The organism is Kushneria sp. Sum13 (assembly GCF_052692355.1).
Genome location: NZ_CP199847.1, coordinates 934069 through 951751, shown reverse-complemented (window position 1 = coordinate 951751; position 17683 = coordinate 934069). Strand labels below are relative to the sequence as shown.

At 59.2% G+C, this 17683-nt stretch carries 14 protein-coding genes; 5 read left to right on the top strand and 9 right to left on the bottom strand.

Translation table 11 applies throughout. The features are described from left to right. The first annotated feature begins 362 nt into the window (after positions 1-362). Positions 363-626, top strand: coding sequence for a hypothetical protein (locus ACUN8C_RS04425; protein ID WP_445621092.1), 264 nt, complete (start codon positions 363-365; stop codon positions 624-626). Positions 627-853: 227 nt separating this feature from the next. After that, positions 854-1102, top strand: a complete 249-nt coding sequence (locus ACUN8C_RS04420) for a GlsB/YeaQ/YmgE family stress response membrane protein (protein WP_445621091.1) — start codon at positions 854-856, stop codon at positions 1100-1102. 165 nt (positions 1103-1267) lie between these two features. Here ACUN8C_RS04420 and ACUN8C_RS04415 read toward each other — a convergent pair whose 3' ends face one another. Next, positions 1268-2281 carry a TerC family protein gene (locus ACUN8C_RS04415; RefSeq protein WP_445621090.1) on the bottom strand — a complete coding sequence of 338 codons (1014 nt, stop codon included), beginning with the start codon at positions 2279-2281 and terminating at the stop codon, positions 1268-1270. A gap of 345 nt (positions 2282-2626) precedes the next feature. On the opposite strand from ACUN8C_RS04415, the gene ACUN8C_RS04410 reads away from it, so the two are divergent. Both ACUN8C_RS04410 and ACUN8C_RS04405 read left to right on the top strand, forming a co-directional pair. After that, the gene (locus ACUN8C_RS04410) at positions 2627-4369 is read left to right on the top strand and encodes a sugar phosphorylase (protein ID WP_445621089.1); all 1743 of its coding nucleotides are present in this window, start codon (positions 2627-2629) and stop codon (positions 4367-4369) included. Positions 4370-4510: 141 nt separating this feature from the next. Further along, complete coding sequence (locus ACUN8C_RS04405) at positions 4511-7051, top strand: ExeM/NucH family extracellular endonuclease (protein ID WP_445621088.1); 2541 nt, start codon at positions 4511-4513, stop codon at positions 7049-7051. A gap of 173 nt (positions 7052-7224) precedes the next feature. Here the strand turns inward: ACUN8C_RS04405 and ACUN8C_RS04400 are convergent, their stop codons facing one another. The 7 genes from ACUN8C_RS04400 to ACUN8C_RS04370 all read right to left on the bottom strand — a co-directional run bounded on the left by ACUN8C_RS04400 (position 7225) and on the right by ACUN8C_RS04370 (position 16542). Then, positions 7225-8910: an alkaline phosphatase gene (locus ACUN8C_RS04400; RefSeq protein ID WP_445621087.1), complete on the bottom strand. Its 1686-nt coding sequence runs from the start codon at positions 8908-8910 to the stop codon at positions 7225-7227. A gap of 281 nt (positions 8911-9191) precedes the next feature. Next, positions 9192-10766 (bottom strand): TolC family protein, encoded by a 1575-nt coding sequence (locus tag ACUN8C_RS04395; protein WP_445621086.1) that lies wholly within the window; start codon positions 10764-10766, stop codon positions 9192-9194. A gap of 3 nt (positions 10767-10769) precedes the next feature. After that, the gene (locus ACUN8C_RS04390) at positions 10770-12119 is read right to left on the bottom strand and encodes an HlyD family type I secretion periplasmic adaptor subunit (protein WP_445621085.1); all 1350 of its coding nucleotides are present in this window, start codon (positions 12117-12119) and stop codon (positions 10770-10772) included. Continuing rightward, positions 12116-13876, bottom strand: a complete 1761-nt coding sequence (locus ACUN8C_RS04385; RefSeq protein WP_445621084.1) for a type I secretion system permease/ATPase — start codon at positions 13874-13876, stop codon at positions 12116-12118. Before ACUN8C_RS04385 ends, ACUN8C_RS04390 begins: the two co-directional genes overlap by 4 nt. A 141-nt stretch (positions 13877-14017) precedes the next feature. Beyond that, positions 14018-15238, bottom strand: coding sequence for a glycosyl transferase (locus tag ACUN8C_RS04380; protein WP_445621083.1), 1221 nt, complete (start codon positions 15236-15238; stop codon positions 14018-14020). A gap of 21 nt (positions 15239-15259) precedes the next feature. Continuing rightward, the gene (locus ACUN8C_RS04375) at positions 15260-16078 is read right to left on the bottom strand and encodes an HAD-IIB family hydrolase (RefSeq protein ID WP_445621082.1); all 819 of its coding nucleotides are present in this window, start codon (positions 16076-16078) and stop codon (positions 15260-15262) included. Between the two features lie 275 nt (positions 16079-16353). After that, positions 16354-16542 (bottom strand): hypothetical protein, encoded by a 189-nt coding sequence (locus tag ACUN8C_RS04370; protein ID WP_445621081.1) that lies wholly within the window; start codon positions 16540-16542, stop codon positions 16354-16356. 517 nt (positions 16543-17059) lie between these two features. On the opposite strand from ACUN8C_RS04370, the gene ACUN8C_RS04365 reads away from it, so the two are divergent. Continuing rightward, complete coding sequence (locus ACUN8C_RS04365) at positions 17060-17296, top strand: hypothetical protein (RefSeq protein WP_445621080.1); 237 nt, start codon at positions 17060-17062, stop codon at positions 17294-17296. A gap of 65 nt (positions 17297-17361) precedes the next feature. Here ACUN8C_RS04365 and ACUN8C_RS04360 read toward each other — a convergent pair whose 3' ends face one another. Next, the gene (locus tag ACUN8C_RS04360) at positions 17362-17625 is read right to left on the bottom strand and encodes a hypothetical protein (protein ID WP_445621079.1); all 264 of its coding nucleotides are present in this window, start codon (positions 17623-17625) and stop codon (positions 17362-17364) included. Positions 17626-17683 lie beyond the last annotated feature (58 nt).

Below are 17683 nucleotides of genomic sequence, written 5' to 3'. Positions count from 1 at the left end.
TCTGTCCCGTCGATGAAAGAGCCGATAATCGATGCCCCGAGCTTTTCAGGCCCTGCCTATCGCAGGGCCATGATACACCGCGGCCAGGCGGCGGCCTTCAAGGCATGACACGCCCGGCGGTGCGGCCAGGCATTGCGACATGTCGACGCATACTCGGGGACAATATTGTAACGTTTTACCCTGTATTCTGAAACGCATCCCCACGCCCGGGGCGCGAACATGCACGGTTTCCCGCGAAAACGCGATGAAAGTCTCACGTTCCATTACGGCTGCACCGCACGCCTGCCCGTCATTGTGCAGTTGAGCGCCATCGCCCACAGCGCTATTTTGAAGTCGACAATGTCTACCGACAGAGAAGGCAAATGAACATTATCTCCTGGATTTTCGCCAGCATTGCCGTGGGCATGCTGGTTAACCTGATCATTCCCCGGCGCCTGAGTGTCGGCTTTCTGGGAACCGCCGGCATGGCCGTACTGGGCGGCGTGGTACTGGCCTTTATGGTCACGGTATTCGGTTTTGCCGCCGAGCTTGAATTCGATGTTCGAAGCCTTGCCGCCGCCGTGGCCGGTGCCCTGGGCGCCATTGCCGTCATGACGCTCTGGATGGTGCGCTACAACAAGGGATAAATCGTGGCAGTACCTGATGGTCCACATGACAACAGCTCATGAAGACAGTGTCCTGCAAATAACACTTCGCAATCAGTGACATACTGCAACACTGACGACTTGCCAGTTCGCGCCTGCCCATCTAGTCTTGAAGGCAGCCTGAAGAAGGATGTTAAGGAAAAACGTTTTTCCTGGGCCCTTTTAAACTGGCAACTGCCAGACTCGATAACAGCAAGGAGCAGCTGACTATGGGTATTATCGCGTGGATCATCTTTGGCCTGATTGCAGGCGCCATCGCCAAATTTCTGATGCCCGGCAAGGATCCCGGCGGATTCATCGTCACCATTATCATCGGTATTCTGGGCGCTGTGGTTGGCGGCTGGATTGGTACGGCGCTGGGCTTTGGCAGTGTTGACGGCTTCAACCTCGGAAGCTTTGTCGTGGCCGTGGTCGGCGCACTTGTCCTGCTGTTTCTCTATCGCGTTATCAAAAAATAGCCGTGTCGTTAAAAAATAGCTGCATGGTCAGGAAACAATACGGATAGAACGGATGACCAGGCACTAGCCGAGCACCGAATCAAAAACGTCGCCCCGCAATTGCGGGGCGACGTTTTTTTATGGCCATTCGATCACAGCCATACATTTTTCAATCACTGTCAGGAGTTAGCTGGTCGTATCAATAGACTTGTCACGACGCCGGTCATGACGGCTTTTCAGGAGGCTGGCCACGGTGGTCACCACCAAAATGCCGATAATGACAGACAGGGACAGCACGGTTGAAATATGCGGCACCCAATCAAGCGGCTGACCGTTGTTGATAAAGGGCAACGTGTTCTCGACCATGGCATGCATCACCAGCTTCACGCCGATAAAGGCCAGAATCAGCGACAGCCCGAAGCCCAGATACACCAGCCGGTCCAGCAGTCCACCCAACAGGAAATAGAGCTGCAAAAGCCCCAGCAGCGCAAAGGCGTTGGTCGTAAAGACAATGTAGGGTTCCTGGGTCAGTCCATAGATGGCCGGAATCGAATCCAGCGCAAACAGCAGGTCGGTCACGCCCAGCGTCAGCACCACCAGAAACAGCGGCGTGACAACACGTTTGCCATTTTCGCGAGCGATCAACTTCTGCTCATGGAACTCATCGGTCACCGGCAGATGGCGCTGAGCAAACTTGACCAGCGCATTGGGCTCAAAATCATCGGCACCCTGTTCTTTATGCTGCGCACTCTCGATCGCCAGTTTGAAGGCGGTATAGAGCAGAAACAGCCCGAAGATATAAAAGACCCAGCTGAACTGATTGATGGCCGCCGCCCCGACAGCGATGAAAATACCGCGCATGACCAGCGCCATGATGATGCCGATCAGCAGAGCTTTCTGTTGATAGATACGAGGCACGGCAAATTTGGCCATGATGATGGCGAAGACAAACAGGTTATCGACCGACAGACTCTTTTCGGTAATAAAGCCGGCGAAATACTCCACCCCGTGATCATGACCCCACATCATCCAGAGACCGGCCCCGAAAATGGCCGCAAGGCTGATATAGAACACGGACCACAGAGCTGACTCGCGCATGGTCGGGGCGTGCGGCTTGCGCACATGAGAGAAGAAATCAAACAAAAACATGGCAGCGAAGCCCGCAATGGTGGCTCCCCATACCCAGACAGGAACGTGCATGCCCTGGTTCTCCGGCAAAGGTGATTTACCGGAGGTCTCTTCCGCCCGGCATTGGCCACGTACTCCCGTGACAACATGACCGGACCAGCGGCACCGGGCAACTGCCTGATAGCGACAGTTCACCGTGATGACGACACCGCTGTAGAAAAACGCAGGCCTGATAACAGGCGCCGCGCCCCGCAAGGGAATACTCCCCTCCTTCGACAGCGGCAAGTGTTGATCAGCTTTTACATCAGCGCAAGCTGATAATTAAGCCTTAACATTCGTTCAAACCAATACAGTTTGAATTTCCACGCTCCAGGCGCTTTGATAAGAACCTACAATAATAGATTCCGGAGTCCTGCCATGTCTGCCGCCCCCCAGGTTGTAGCGCTGTCCCGCGATGACTTTCACGCCCGTGCCGGCGCCGAACTGACGTTTGTCTATGGGCCGCAGGCGCCTGCCATTCTGCAGCGTCTGGAACAGCTGATCGCCCATCATCAAACGGACATGGCGTCCGAGCCGCGCAGGCTCTGGAGCGAGCAGACACAGATGATGATCACCTACGGTGACAGCATCATTGAAGGTGAGGACAGTGTCCCGCTGGAAGTGCTGGAGCGCTTCATGCGCGAGCACCTTGAAGACACCTTCAGTGCCGTCCATCTCCTGCCCTTTTTCACCTGGAGCAGTGATGACGGCTTTTCGGTCATCCATTATCGAAAGGTCAGCCCCGCCGTGGGAGACTGGCCTCAGGTGCGCCATCTGGCCGGGCGCTTCAATCTGATGTTTGACCTGGTCATCAACCATGTTTCGCGAGAGTCGCTGTGGTTTATCGACTATCTCTCCGACACGCTGCCCGGACGTGACTACTTCATTGAGCTGCCGGAACAGACCGACGTCAGATCCGTTACCCGACCGCGCAATACGCCGCTGCTGGCACCGGTCTCAACTCGACGAGGCATGCAGCATGTCTGGGCGACCTTCTCCGAAGACCAGATCGATCTCAATTTTGCCAATCCCGATGTGCTTGTCGAGATGGTCGGTGTGCTGCTCTACTACCTGAGCCAGGGCGCACGCCTGATTCGACTCGATGCCATCGCCTATCTCTGGAAAGAACTGGGCACAAGCTGCATTCACCTGCCTCAGACCCATGCCATCGTGCGGCTTTTGCGCGCCATCATGGAACGTGTGGCCCCCGGAGCGCTGCTTCTGACCGAGACCAACGTGCCGCATCATGAAAATCTGAGCTATTTCGGCCACGGTGATGAAGCGCACATCATCTATCAGTTCACCCTGCCGCCGCTGTTGCTGCACACCCTGACGACCGGCAATGCCCGGGCCCTGACCGAATGGGCCGCCACCCTGCCGCCGCTGCCGGCCGGATGCACCTACCTCAACTTTACCGCCAGCCACGACGGCGTCGGAGTCAGGGCGCTCGAAGGTCTTTTGCCCCGCCATGATATCGATGCCCTGCTGGAACTGATGCAGCGCTTTGGTGGCTTCATCAGCATGAAGACCGACCCCGATGGCCAGGACTCGCCCTACGAGATCAACATCACCTATTTCGACGCGCTCAAGGGGACACGGCGCGGCGCCGACCCGTGGCAGGTCGCCCGTTTCATCTGTTCCCAGACCATCATGCTGGGCCTTCAGGGGATTCCGGCGGTCTACTTCCACAGTTTGCTGGCCACGCTCAACGACCACGAAGGCGTGACCCGCACCGGCCGACTGCGGGCGATCAACCGCAAGCGCTGGCAGCGAGAAGCGCTGGAGCCGCTGCTGGAGGCTTACAGCACGCCCACGCATATCGTCTTTGAGGCGCTGACCCTGCGACTGAAAACCCGCCGTCAGGAGCCCTGCTTTCACCCCGACGTGCCGCAGAAAATCATCGATCTGGGCCCGCACCTTTTCGCCTTCCTGCGCGGCCCGCTGCCCGACGGACGGCGGCTTCTGGCCGTGCACAACGTGACGGATCAGTCGCACCCCCTGAATCTGCCCGAAGCCTGGGCCAATCATCACTGGCGTGATCTTCTCGGGCGTATTGATCCTGACCTTGAGTCGCCCGTACTCAAGCCCTATCGCAGCTGCTGGCTGGTCAGTCAGGACTAGCCCGGGGTCGGCGGTAACACCCGCTTCACCGGGCTGCAACAAGCACCGCTCAGAATGGAGGATGCCCGGCGTCTGTTCATGCCAGCCCTGTTCATGCCAGCCCGGGCCATGACAACCGACAACATTCTGCAAGGACGCCCCATGTCATTTTTCTCACCGATCGCCTCGCCCTGGAGCTTTCACCAGGAGTCTCAGCAGCTCGCTCACGGCCTCGGTAACATGACGAGCTGGACCGGGCAGTGGCTTTCACCATTCGAGTCTCTGCGCTCGCGCCTTGATAGCCTGCTCGACAGCATCACAGACAGGTTTTACCCCGAGACACCAGAGCAACCACCGGCCACTGCGGGCACACTGCTCGTGTCCGAATATGTCGAAGGCAGCGGCTACAACAAGGCGATCGAGCTGACCAACCGCGGCGGCAGCGACCTGTCGCTGGAAGGCTACCGCCTCGCGCTTTATGCCAATGGCAATACCGACGCCACTTCAGCGATGGATCTGGGGCAATATGGCACGCTGGCCGCCAGTGAGACGCTGGTACTGGCCAACGCCCGCGCCGACCAGGCCCTGCTGGATCGCAGCGATGCCACCAGCAGCGTGATCAACTTCAATGGCAACGACGCCGTCGTTTTGACCGGCCCCGATGGGGAAATACTGGACATCGTCGGCACCATCGGCGATGACAGTGATGTCGCCAGCGATGTCACCCTGCGCCGCGACGAGACCGTCACCGAAGGCAGCGATCGCTTTGAGGCGTCCCAGTGGCAGCCATACCCTCAGGACAACTTCGACGGCCTGGGCGGTGACGATACCGGCAGTGGCGACGCGCCTGACGACCTGCCGGACAGTGAGACACCGAGTGACAACACGCCCGACAACCCCGGAGACGATATGGATCTACCTCCCGTAGAGCTGATTTCCACTATTCAGGGCAGTGGCATGAGCAGCCAACGCGCCGGCGAGACGGTGAGCGTCGAGGCGATCGTGACGCTGGATGCCCGCGACGGCCTCGACGGCTTTTTCCTGCAGGAAGAGGACGCCGACCGCGACAATGACGAGACCACCTCCGAGGGCATCTTTGTCTACCTGCCTGACGATGAGCGCTTTGCCGACTTCAACGCAGGCGACCGGCTGCACCTTTCCGGCACCGTCGAGGAGTATCAGGGCAAGACACAGCTCAGCGACATCGTTGCCCTGGAAGTCACCGGCCAGGATCAGCCGCTGCCTTCTGCCACCAGCATCAGCCTGCCGATTGATGACAAATCAAGCCTGGCCGCGTTTGAAAGCATGCGCGTGAACATGCAAGGCGAAAACGGCGAGCCGCTGACAGTCTCCGATACCTTTGAGCTGGGACGCTATGGCAGCGTCACCCTCTCAAGCGGCGGGCGGCTGGCACAGTTCACCGAGGTCAACGCACCGGATCAGGCCGGCTACCAGCAGTGGCTGGACCGGATCGAGAGCCGCTCGATCATCATTGACGATGCCAGCAGCGCTCAAAATCCTGAAGAAATCCTGTTCGGTCGCGGCGGCGAGCCCCTCTCGGCGGACAATACCCTGCGCGGCGGCGATACGCTGGAGAGCGCCACTGGCGTGCTCGACTTCGCCTTTCAACAGTGGCGCCTCCAGAACAATGACGGCCTCGACTTCCAGCCGACCAATGCACGCCCCGAGCATCCCGATGCCCAGGCGCTGAATGACGCACCGCTCAAGGTCGCCTCCTTCAACGTATTAAACTACTTCGAGACGCTGGATCAATCCGGCAATCAAATCACTACCCCAGAAGGCACCGAGCACAGCCCGCGCGGGGCCAATACCGAGCAGGAGCTGGCCCGCCAGCAGGACAAGCTGGTTAATGCCATTGTGGATAGCGACGCCGATATCGCCGGTCTCATGGAAGTGGCCAACGATGGCTATGGCGAGAACAGCTCGATCGCCGGACTGGTCGAGGCGCTCAACGCCCGGAGTGAGGCACAGTGGGACTTCATTATCCCCCGCGACATTGACGGCAACGTGGTCTCCCCCGGCAGCGACGCCATCGCCGTGGGCCTGATCTATCAACCCGAAAGCGTGACCCCCGACGGTGAGGCCGCCATCAACACCAGCGGCGCGTTCACCACCGGCAATCGAGCCCCCATGCTGCAGACCTTTCAGGACAACGACAGCGGCGAGACCTTCTCGGTGGCGGTCAACCACTTCAAGTCCAAGGGCAGCGTGATCAACGGTGAAAACGCGATCGGTGACGGTCAGGGCAACAACAACCCGACCCGGGTCGAGGCTGCCGAACAGCTGGCCGCCTGGATCGGGACCGACCCGACCGACAGCGGCGACAGTGATGTACTGATCATCGGCGATCTCAACAGCTATGCCATGGAAGACCCCATCACCACCCTCATCAACGAGGGCTATACGCTGCTGGATGACGACTACTCCTACAGCTATGACGGCCAGTGGGGCTCGCTGGATCACGCGCTCGCCAGTGCTTCGATGAGGGATCAGGTCACCGGCACCACCACCTGGCACATCAACGCCGATGAACCGACAGCGCTGGACTACAACACCGAGTTCAAAAGCCCGGAGCAGATCGACTCCCTCTACAGTGACGCCCCCTTTCGCGCTTCGGATCACGACCCGATCATCATCGGCATTGACCCGGGCAGCGAGGCACAGCAGGCCGCCGGGTTCTAATCCCCGAGGCCGGATTCGCAGCCATGAAAAAGGGCGCCATGACGGCGCCCTTTATTGTTGTCTTTTTTATTGTCCTTGAGATCGAACCTATCCTGAATCGAGCGTTGTTGCTGTCGCGATCCATCGTTTCAAACCGGCGCTCTGATCAGGGTCACCGGCTTGATAAGCTGTGATCAGGCGACCGCCAGCTCGCTGCCCTGCATCTGAGTATCCACGCCCATGACCTCGGCGGCGGGCAGATCGGAGAACTCAAGACCCATGGCTGCGGCCAGGCCCTGACCGACTTCGGTGTTGTCCAGCAGCCCGGCAAAGATGTCGGAACCCGGCCCCTGAGCGTAAAGCGGCACGTTTTCAGCCGTATGATTACCAGAGCTGAAGGTAATGCCGCCGTACTCATTGAGCGTCTGGGTCAGCGCTTCGAGACCTGCGTCGGCATCCTCGGCCGACAGAACCGCCGTCAGCTCGTCTTCGGAGAGGAATACCTCACCGCCGGTCATTTCAGCCACCGCGCCCTGCATGACCCAGGCAGCACCGGCATCATCAGCACTCATGCCGGCCGCCTCGATGCGATCACTGGCCTCAACGTACATCTGCTCATAGGTGCCGGTGAAGCTCTGATAGATCGAGGCGTTGTTGTCCAGGGTGGACTGCGCCGACATGCCGCCGGTTTCATGATCCGGGGCAATCACGATCAGCGTATCCGGGTTCTCCTCGGAGAACTGCTGGGCCGTCTTCACGGCATCTTCAAAGGCCAGCGCATCATTCATGGCCCAGCCGGCATCGTTGGCATGACCGGCCCAGTCAATCTGGCTGCCTTCGACCATCATGAAAAAGCCATTTTCATTTTGTGACAGTGCGTCCAGCGCGGTCTGGGTCATCTGGGCAAGCGTTGGCTGATCGTCACCGCTTTCGCCATAGCTGGTATCCATGCCGTCATCGGCAAACAGTCCCAGCAGACGATCCCCTTCCACACTGTCCAGATCGGTCGCATTGCCCACAAAGGTGTAGCCCTGTGACTCGGCCTGGGCCAGCAGGTCGCTGCTGGCCATACCACCCTGCTCCTCGGAGGTGAAATACTGCAGACCGCCGCCGAGCATGACATCGAGCTGATCGTTATCGATAAACTGCTGGGCAATGGTAGTGGCGTCGTTACGATCTTCGACGTTGGCGCCGAACACGGCAGGCGTGGCGTGGGTGACCGAAGACGTCGAGACCACCCCGGTGGACTTTCCTGCCGCCTGCGCCAGATCCACGATCGACTCCAGGTCCTGACCGTCCGGCGACTGGGAAATCATGCCATTGTCGGTTTTCTGACCCGTTGCAAAGGCCGTGCCCGCGGCAGCGGAATCGGTAATCAGCGAATTGGCAGAGTGCGTTTTAATGGCACCGGTCAGCATGTCTTCTGCTTCCCAGGCCGGCAGCTCTTCGCCGCCCTTGAAGGTACGAAAGGCCGTGGAATAGTCGGTGCCAAAGCCGTCCGGCACCATGAAGATGACGTTTTGCGCCATATCATCGTTGGCGGGCACTTCAGGCTCGGGCATATCGGGTGACTGATCCGGCACGTCAGGCGACTGGCCCGGCATTCCATCCTGCGTGTCCAGCACATCGCGAAAGGCTTCGCTCAGCTGTCCCAGCGCCTGACTATAACCGTCCAGAATGGAGGCTGTGGCATCCAGAAAGGCCGGCACCAGCGCCGGCTCGGCTGCCCAGGGCGTGTCGTTGCCGGACCACAGGCCTGATAGCGGTGACAGGGACTGAAAGGGAGAAAACATGGCGGACGACGCGCCATTCATGGTCATCGCGTTGCTGCCATACAGTGAACCGGTGCTGCCGTACATGCCGTTGCTGTAGCCGAACATCGTCATTCTCCTGAGTCGTTATGTGCCCGAAACCGGGCCATGCGCGCTTTGGTGAGAGTGACCTTCTCCATGACAGGGCCCGGATGACGTATTCAGTGACGCCGTCCGAAAGACAGGGTCTGGAGTTCAAGGCCCGGGCACTGATCCACCCGCCCGGTTATGCTCGCCCATCACTCATGACGATTTGCCTGCATCAAGATGACCATAGCGTTCAAATTCGCAATGAATGGCAACGAAATGTAAGCCCTGCTTACCAAACTGAATAACGCTCACGAGGATATTCAAGCACCAACCGGCAGCGGCGTGTCATCGCGCGGCGGGCCGATAATGCGTCCGATCATGGTCATGGTCTCCGTCATGTCCTCGCTTGCCAGCGGCCCGGCGGCGGCCTGCAGGTTGAGCCGATCCAACAGCAGTTGACGAAAGGCATCGACATACTGAATGCGCTGATCATAAAGATCGGCACGGGCATCCAGCACATCGACAAGATCTCGCAGCCCCAGCGCCGCGCCGCGATCGGCGGCCTCCAGGTACAGCTGGCTGGAGCGGATCGACTGGGACAGCGCCTTCAGGCGAGAGAGATCGCCTTCGATACTGCGATGACGCCGCCGGATCTCTTCCAGTGCCAGCCGTTTTTGCTGCTGTACGTCTGCCCCCTGGGCCTGACGACGCAGATCCGCCTGGCGCACTTCGGCGCGGGTAGCGCCGCCCTGATACAGGTTCATACGGGCCTGAATCACGGCGGCGCGGTCTTTGCTTTCACGATAGGGATCGTCGCTGTTGCGGTCCGTCCATGACAGATTCAGTGACACCTCGGGATAATAACCGGCCTGGCGCACGGCACGCGCGGCATCGGCCACGGCCAGCTGCTGCACCGCCAGGCGCACCTGCACGTTGTCACTGATATCCGTTTCGAAGTACTCAAGCGCCTCGGGTGCCGGCCACTGCGCTTCGGAAAGCTCTTCAAGGGCGAACCGGGTAAAGTCCGGCGTCTGACCAGTCAGACGTTCGAGCCGCGCAATGGCATCGGCATACTGATTGTCGGCTACGGCGATCTCGGACCCGGCCTGATCCAATCTCGAACGGGCCGCCAGCAGGTCAATACGATCACCGATGCCCAGCTCATAGGCACGCTGGGCCTGCCTTACCTGAAGCTCCAGAGAGCGCTGCTTGCCGAACAGAAGCCGCTTTTGCTGGGCACTGTAAAAGCCGTTCATGTAGGCTTCGGCCGTTTCCAGCGCCAGCTGCTGCTCGGCGACGGCCAGCTGCAGCTGCGCGGCCTGCACCTGCTGGCGCGACTGAGCAAGCGAGCGCCAGCGCTCCATGGAAAACAGCGGCTGAGTGAGCTGTAGCTGCGCCGTGGTATCAGTGGAGTGGCCGCGGCAGCGCGCTTGAAAATCCTCTCCCCCCAGCAGTTCACCGGTCTGCGGATTTTCCTCGCAGGAGTCGGCACCCTCGGAGTAGTAGTTGTCACTATCGGTGTAACCCGCGGAGTACGTCAGATCGATCGCCGGCAGCAGGCCGGCCCGCGCGCGCGTCGTTTCAAGCCCGGTCGCCTCGGCGTCAAGCGTCTGGCGGCGCAGCTCGGCATCATGATCGCGCGCATGGGCATAAAGCGCCGGTAGTGACGGCACGATGGCCTGCTCCGAGGCGTTTTCGCCTCGCACGCCGGGTAGCTGGCCAATGCCGGCCTGTACCGGACCATACATTGTCAACGGTTCGATGGCAGTGTTTTCAGGCGCCTGCGGCTCGGCCAGCGCCACCGCCGGCAGCCACGCCGCACTCAACAGCAGGGCGCTTGAGAACCATACGCTGACAAGAAGGGGCTGATGAGAAGCACGGTCTATCATGATCATCCATCAATCCTGTCGCATGGCGCGAGCCAGCATGTCGGTCACCGGCTGCATGACATAACCCATCAAAGTCTTTTCACCGGTACGTAGCATGACCTCTGCCGGCATTCCGGAGAGCAGCTGCATCTCCTCGCCGCTCATGCTCTCCTGCCCGGCCTCCGAGACCCGTACCCGGCCGCGGTAATAGGACTCACCGGTGGATTCATCCTGGAAACTGTCGGCGGAGACGTTGACCAGCGTCCCTTCCACCACGCGGGAGCGACGCTGATTAAAGGCGCTAAAGCGGATCTCGGCAGGCTGGCCCACATGGATATTGTCGATGTCCTGGGCGGCAATGCGGGTGTCGATCAAAAACCCTTGTGCATTGGGAACAATGCTCATCACCGGCTTGCCCGGCTCGAGCACGGCACCAAGGGTGTGCGTTTCGAGACCGACCACGGTACCGGCAACCGGTGAACGCAGCTCGGTGCGACGGATCTGATCGGACAGCGCCGTCATGCGCTCGGCGCTGTCGCTGATCTCGGACTGCGCCTGACGCAGCGCCTCTCCTACCTCCTGCTGCCAGGACTGCCGCCGCGTCTCCATCCTGACGCGGTTTTCGCTGATCCGTGAGCGCAGCTGGGCAATCTCTGCCTTTGACGAAGCGTTGTCTGCATCGAGCTGCATTCTCTGACGCTCAAGCTCACGCACACGCTGATTGTTGCCAAGCCCCTCCCGAAACAGCGCCCGATAGTCATCGGCTTCGTCGCGGAGCGAGCCAACGCGACGGCCATTGATGCTCATGGTCTGCTGAAGACCGGCGATCTGCTCACGAAACTGCTGATTCTGCTCATCAAGACCGTCAAGCTCTCCCTGCAGTGCCTGGCGTCGCGACAAAAACAGGCTGCGCTGCACATCGAGCACCTGCTGCAGGCGCGCTTTTTCCTGCGCCATATCGATCAACGCCCGAGGGAACTCAAGCTGGTCCAACTGCTGCTGTTCGGCCATCAACCGGGCTTCCTGCGCGCTGGCAATGAACCAGCTGGTACGGGCAATGGCGTATTGGGAACGCGCCTGCGTGGCGTCCAGCACCATCAGCACGTCGCCGGCTTCAACGTGGTCACCGTCGTCCACATTGATCTGCGAGACGATGCCGCCTTCCAGATGCTGGACAGTCTTTTTAAAGGATTCCACCGAGACGGTGCCGGTGGCCACAACCGCCACCGCCAGATTGGCCAGCATCGCCCAGCCGCCAAAGATGCCAAAGGCGACCAGCACGATCGCAATGCCCGCGCGGCGGGCACCAAGATCGCTGGTGGGTAGCGAAGTGCTGGCGGTTGTCGAGGGAGAAGCCGTCGCGCTGGATGAGGTGCTCATTTGTTTCCTGCCGCTGCTGTCGGTGTGCCCTCGGCCATCCCGGGAGAGGTCATGGGGCGGACGGTACCCCTCTTTTGTGACTGAAGGTGGGCCACGACCTGGTCACGCGGACCGAAGGCGCCGATCTGCCCTTCCTTCATGACCAGCAGCTTGTCCACGGCCTTGAGTGTGGCGGGTCGGTGCGAGATGACAAGAACGGTCGTTTTCATCTCCCGCAGTCGAGCCAGCGCCTGAATCAAGGCGCGCTCGCCGCTGTCATCCAGACTGGCATTGGGCTCATCCAGCACGACCAGTACCGGACGCCCGTAAAGGGCCCGCGCCAGGCCAATACGCTGGCGCTGCCCGCCGGAAAGCGCCCCGCCGCCGGACGAAATGGGCGTGTCATACCCCTGCGGCTGCTGCAGGATCATCTCGTGAACGCCTGCCATACGGGCGGCTTCAACTACCTCCTCGGCATCGACAGCCCCCAGACGAGCGATGTTGTCGCTGATGGTGCCATCGAAGAGCTCGATATCCTGCGGCAGATAGCCGATATGCGGGCCCAGCTCCTCACGCGGCCATTGGGACACATCTACCCCGTCAAGGCGTACCGTGCCCACCTGAGGGGGCCAGATGCCCAGCAGCACCCGCGCCAGGGTTGACTTGCCCGACGCACTGGGGCCAATGACCCCGACCTGCTCCCCGCGTGCCAGCGTAAAGTTGAGGTTTCGAAGGGTCGGCAGACGCACGCCCGGCGGCGCCGCCGAAACCCCTTCAACGCGGATATCACCCCGGGGCTCGGGCAGTGACATTTTCTCGCGATCGGCGGGCACTTCTTCCAGCAGCCCTTCCAGACGCTGGCGTGCCGAGCGAGCACTGACAAAGCCCTTCCATGCCCCGATCATTTGATCGATGGGCGCCAGCGCCCGCCCCATCAGAATGGAGCCTGCGATCATCATGCCGGGGGTCAGGGTACCCTGTAGCACCAGCCAGGCGCCCAGCCCCAGGATCAGGGACTGAAAGGCCAGTCGCAGCACTTTGGAAAGATTGGCCAGCGTTCCGGCACGGTCGCTGGCGCGGGACTGGCGCACCAGATAATCATGATGGCGCTGCGCCCAGCGCGCCTGAATGCCGGAGAGCATGCCCATGGCGTGCAGCACTTCGGCATTGCGCAGGTTGGCGTTGGCCAGCGCCTGGGCCTGAATCTGATCGCTGCCGGCATCGGCCAGCAGTTTGCGCGTGGCGCGCTCGTTGGTCACGGCCAGTGCCAGCAGTATCAGTCCCGCCGCGATAGCAAAAACGCCAAACCAGACGTTGAACAAGAAAAGTACGCCGATGTAGATCGGCATCCAGGGGGCGTCAAAAAAGGCAAAAAGCCCGTTGCCGGTGAGAAACTGACGCAGCGTGGTGAGATCGCTCAGTGGCTGCGCCGTCTGGTGCCCGCCACGCAGCAGGCTGCGGCGAAACATGGCTCTGTAAATGCGCGTATTGGTCAGGGTTTCCAGCCGATTGCCGGTGCGTACCAGAATGCGGGAACGCACCAGCTCAAGTCCGCCCATGACCAGAAACAGAAACATCACGATCAGCGTGAGCATGATCAGGGTGTCGACACTGCGCGTCGTGATGACCCGGTCGTAGACCTGCAGCATGTAAAGCGGCGGCACCAGCATCAAAAGATTGATGCACATGCTGAAGCCGCCCACCGATATAAAAGAGCGCTGACAGACCTTCAGCGCCTGCTGCAGATCGTTAGGCTCCCTATCCCTGGATACTGCCATGCTTACCTCGGCTTTTTTTGGCACCACCATCGCTTGCTGCGGCTGCCCGTTAATGGGCACAGGGCATCCTGAGCAGAACGCATGACAGCAACATGACAATGCCCGCACGAGGCAGGCACGGCTGTGTATGTAAATGTAACGCTAGACGTCGCCAGCGTTGTCGGCTTCGACGGCGTCATACATGCGCCCGAGCATATCGGGGAACGCGGACTGCACTCGGCTCCAGCTCGGAATGAAAGGCTTGTCGCGCGGGCTTTCAAGAAAGGCAACGCCGGCCTCCATGATGCTCTGGGCGAACAGCTCCACGGCCTGCTCCTCGCTGTGACGATCGACCTTGAGGCCGTTCATCATCGCATCGTGGTAGTAGTTCTCGATGATATCGAGCGCGGTACGGTAGTAGGTGGCCTTGAGCGTTCGAAAGTGCGCCTCGCTCATGGTGACGCCCAGCGTTGCCAGCTTGCGATAAAGCGCCTTGGCAATGTCGGTGCTCATGCGGTAGAGGCCGGTCGAGGCGTCTTCCGGTGAGAGCGGCTGATGCTTGTGGTCATAGTTGTCGGCAATGTCGACCTGGCACAGCCGCTTGGTGGAGTAGTTGCGGTGCACCTCGGAGAGCACGCCAATTTCGAGCCCCCAGTCGCTGGGAATGCGGATATCGTTTAACACATCAGCGCGCATGGCGAATTCCCCCGACAGCGGATAGCGATAGCTGTCGAGGTAGTTCAGATAATCCAGCGGTCCGTGAATCTTTTTCAGCGCGCGCAACAGCGGCGTTACCATCAGCCGCCCGACGCGGCCATTGAGCTTGCCCTCGGCGATGCGGGCGTAATAGCCCTTGCAGAACTCGTAGTTGAAATGCGGATTGGCCACCGGGTAGAGCAGGCGCGCCAGCATCGAGCGGTCATAGGTGGTGATATCACAGTCATGCAGGGCGATCGCTTCAGCGCGGCCTGACGAAATGGCATACCCCGAGCAAAACCAGACGTTACGACCCTTGCCCGGTGCCTGCGGGGAAAGCGACTCGGCCGCAAGCTCTTCATCCAGCGCCTTCAGGCGCGGGCCATCGTTCCAGAGAATGCGATGACGCTGGGGCAGGCGGGAAAAGAATTCTCTGGCGTAGAGAAACTGATCCCGATCGGCGCGATCCAGCCCGATAATGATTTCACTTAAATATTCGACCTGCGAGAGCTGATCGATAATGCGCGTAAGCGCCGGACCTTCCAGTTCGGAAAACAGCGAGGGCAGAATCAGCCCCATCGGACGGCGCTTTGAAAAGCCCAGCAGGTCGCTCTCCAGTGCTTCAAGCGGGCGCCGCGTGAGGTTGTGAAAGTTGGTAATGATGCCGTTTTGATAAAAATCGCTCATGGCGTCTCTCTCCTGTCGCTGTCAGCCCAGCCAGTGATCAAGACCTTCCGACCATCCTGCCGGGCCCTTTTGTGTTGTTGTATAGAGTTGGACAGTCTCGGCGACACTGATCGGGACATCATGCTCACCGCGAATCAGCACCGCCCGGTCAACGCTTTCCAGCATTGGCACATCATTGGGGCCATCCCCCAGCCCCAGCGTCAGGGGCCGCTGCCCCTTGAGAAGGTGATAGCGATCCACCAGCCAGGCAATCGCACGACCCTTGCCACTGTTATCGCCCAGCACATGATAAAAGCGGCCGCCCCGGGTCGTTGTCAGCCCGGCGCCGATCAACAACAGACGAAAACGCTCCAGTGCCTCATCCGTATCTTCCCAGACCAGAGGCTCGGATGCTTCTCGAAGATGGGCAAGCTCGGCATCACTGGCATCAAGGCCGGTATGGTCGGCCACCTCCTCGATACTGAAATCGCCAAAGCCACGGAATTTGAACCCTTCCGTGGCCCTGACGGCTTCCAGTACGCTGCGAATTCGGCGATAGGATTCTCCCAGCACGATATCCGCCCAGCCACGCTCATCAGGCGTTTCATCCAGACACCATGAGGCCGGCAAATGGATCGAGGCACCGTTTTCAGTAATAAAGGGCGCATCAAGCCCAAGCGCCTGATGCAGTACCACGACTTCTGCCGCGGTCTTGCTGGTATTGATGATCAGCGGAACAGAGTCTTCCCTGAGCCGCTCAAGCCAGGCCATGGCGGGCGTATAGTCGTAGGTGGCATGGTCAAGCAGCGAGCCATCCAGATCCGTAAACACCAGCAGCGCTTGTTGTTGTGATGATGTCATGGCACCCGCTCTATAAGGAAAGGCCGTTATTGGCGACAAGAGCCTCAGAATAGCCGCTTTGCGCTTGAACACACCATATCGTGTCATAACCACCTGACAGGAATGGCAGGGAAAGCTGGATAAAGACCGTTGCCAGACCCCTTATACGCAAAGGGCCCATCGCAGTGCGATGGGCCCTTTACTGTAACCGATGCTCAGGCGTTGGCTACGGCATCCGTCACGATGAATTCTTTGAAACAGTCTCTGATCAATAGTCCCTGATAAACAGTCCCTGATCAGGAACACTGCTGCGGATCAGGGAAATGGATACCGCCACCGCCACTGCCGTTGCCGCCACCATGACCGCCACCCTGATGATAGCCGGAATGGCCGCCATGGTGGCTGTCGTGCCGGTTGCCGTTCCACCAGGCAACGCCGCTGCCAAGGAACAATATGATAAGAAGTGCAATGGTTGCCTGACTCATTTTCCCTGTCTCCACCGTCTAATGCGGTAAATGTGAACGAGGAGAAATATGAGGCAACATTGAGTAACAATATGTGCAGATTTGCGGCCTAATCGCGCAAATAAGCCGGCAGCATCAGGGGTCTTATCAGTTCCTTTAACCCGTTTGTGCCAAAAGAAAGGCAACCCTCCCATACCCTCTGCTGAACCAGAGGATGAGGGGTTTACCAATTGAGCAATACCAATGGATGCCATTGTTTAAAACAGAATGACACCACTAAACGAAAAATAATTAAACCATTACCTAACGCATTGATAAAAAAGGCAGTTCAAAAGAGGTTGAATCGTCATGCCATCAGCCCTGAAAGGTCGTGGCCCTTCATTGTTCGGCTTTGAGCGGTATCCAAACAGCGCCGATGGCAACCACCACCACGCTGCGCTTTTCGGCACAGTCTTCACCGAAGTGTCATCTGCCTGACGTCCTGGCGTCATGTCAGCTTGCCATCATCACTGCCAACACCCCACACAGGAGAATGCTCATGGCTTCCTTGTTGATGACAATGGCAGTGGCAATGGTGGTCTGGTGCGGTATCAGTCTATGGCTGGCCAGCAGCTTCGGGCGCACCGCTCAAATGGCAATGCGCCCAACAGGCGATGAACACGCCCTGATTATCGTTGGAGCTGCAAAACCGCGCGCCAGTGATGACAGTGCCAACGACGACGAATATGGCGCCTCATCGGCACGCCAGGCCAGACACGAATGGACAGCCCTTTAATCCGTGACCTGTCGGGCTTTCAGAAAGCAGGGATTCAAAAAAACGGAATCTGAATAAACGGGGCTTCAATAAACACGTCTGCTTATCAACTTTTGAAAAGACGTGAATTTTCCGGTCAAGAAGAGCACGCCTGAATCCGCATTTTGCGGATTTTTCTTTTTCCAACAACGCGCTTGCCTGTTCCTTTCAACGCCCTCGGCCTGATTTTCCATATCTTTATTTTTTAAAATAAATAAAACCGTTTCACATTTTTTATAAGTCCATAAACGCCTTGTCGGGACAACCTGCGTTAAAGTGCCGCACTTCTTTTGCGTATTCTTCCTGCCCATTGTTTCCTTTCACAGGTCGCCATGGGTGGCTTGCCGTTGCTGGCAGGCCCAATCCTGC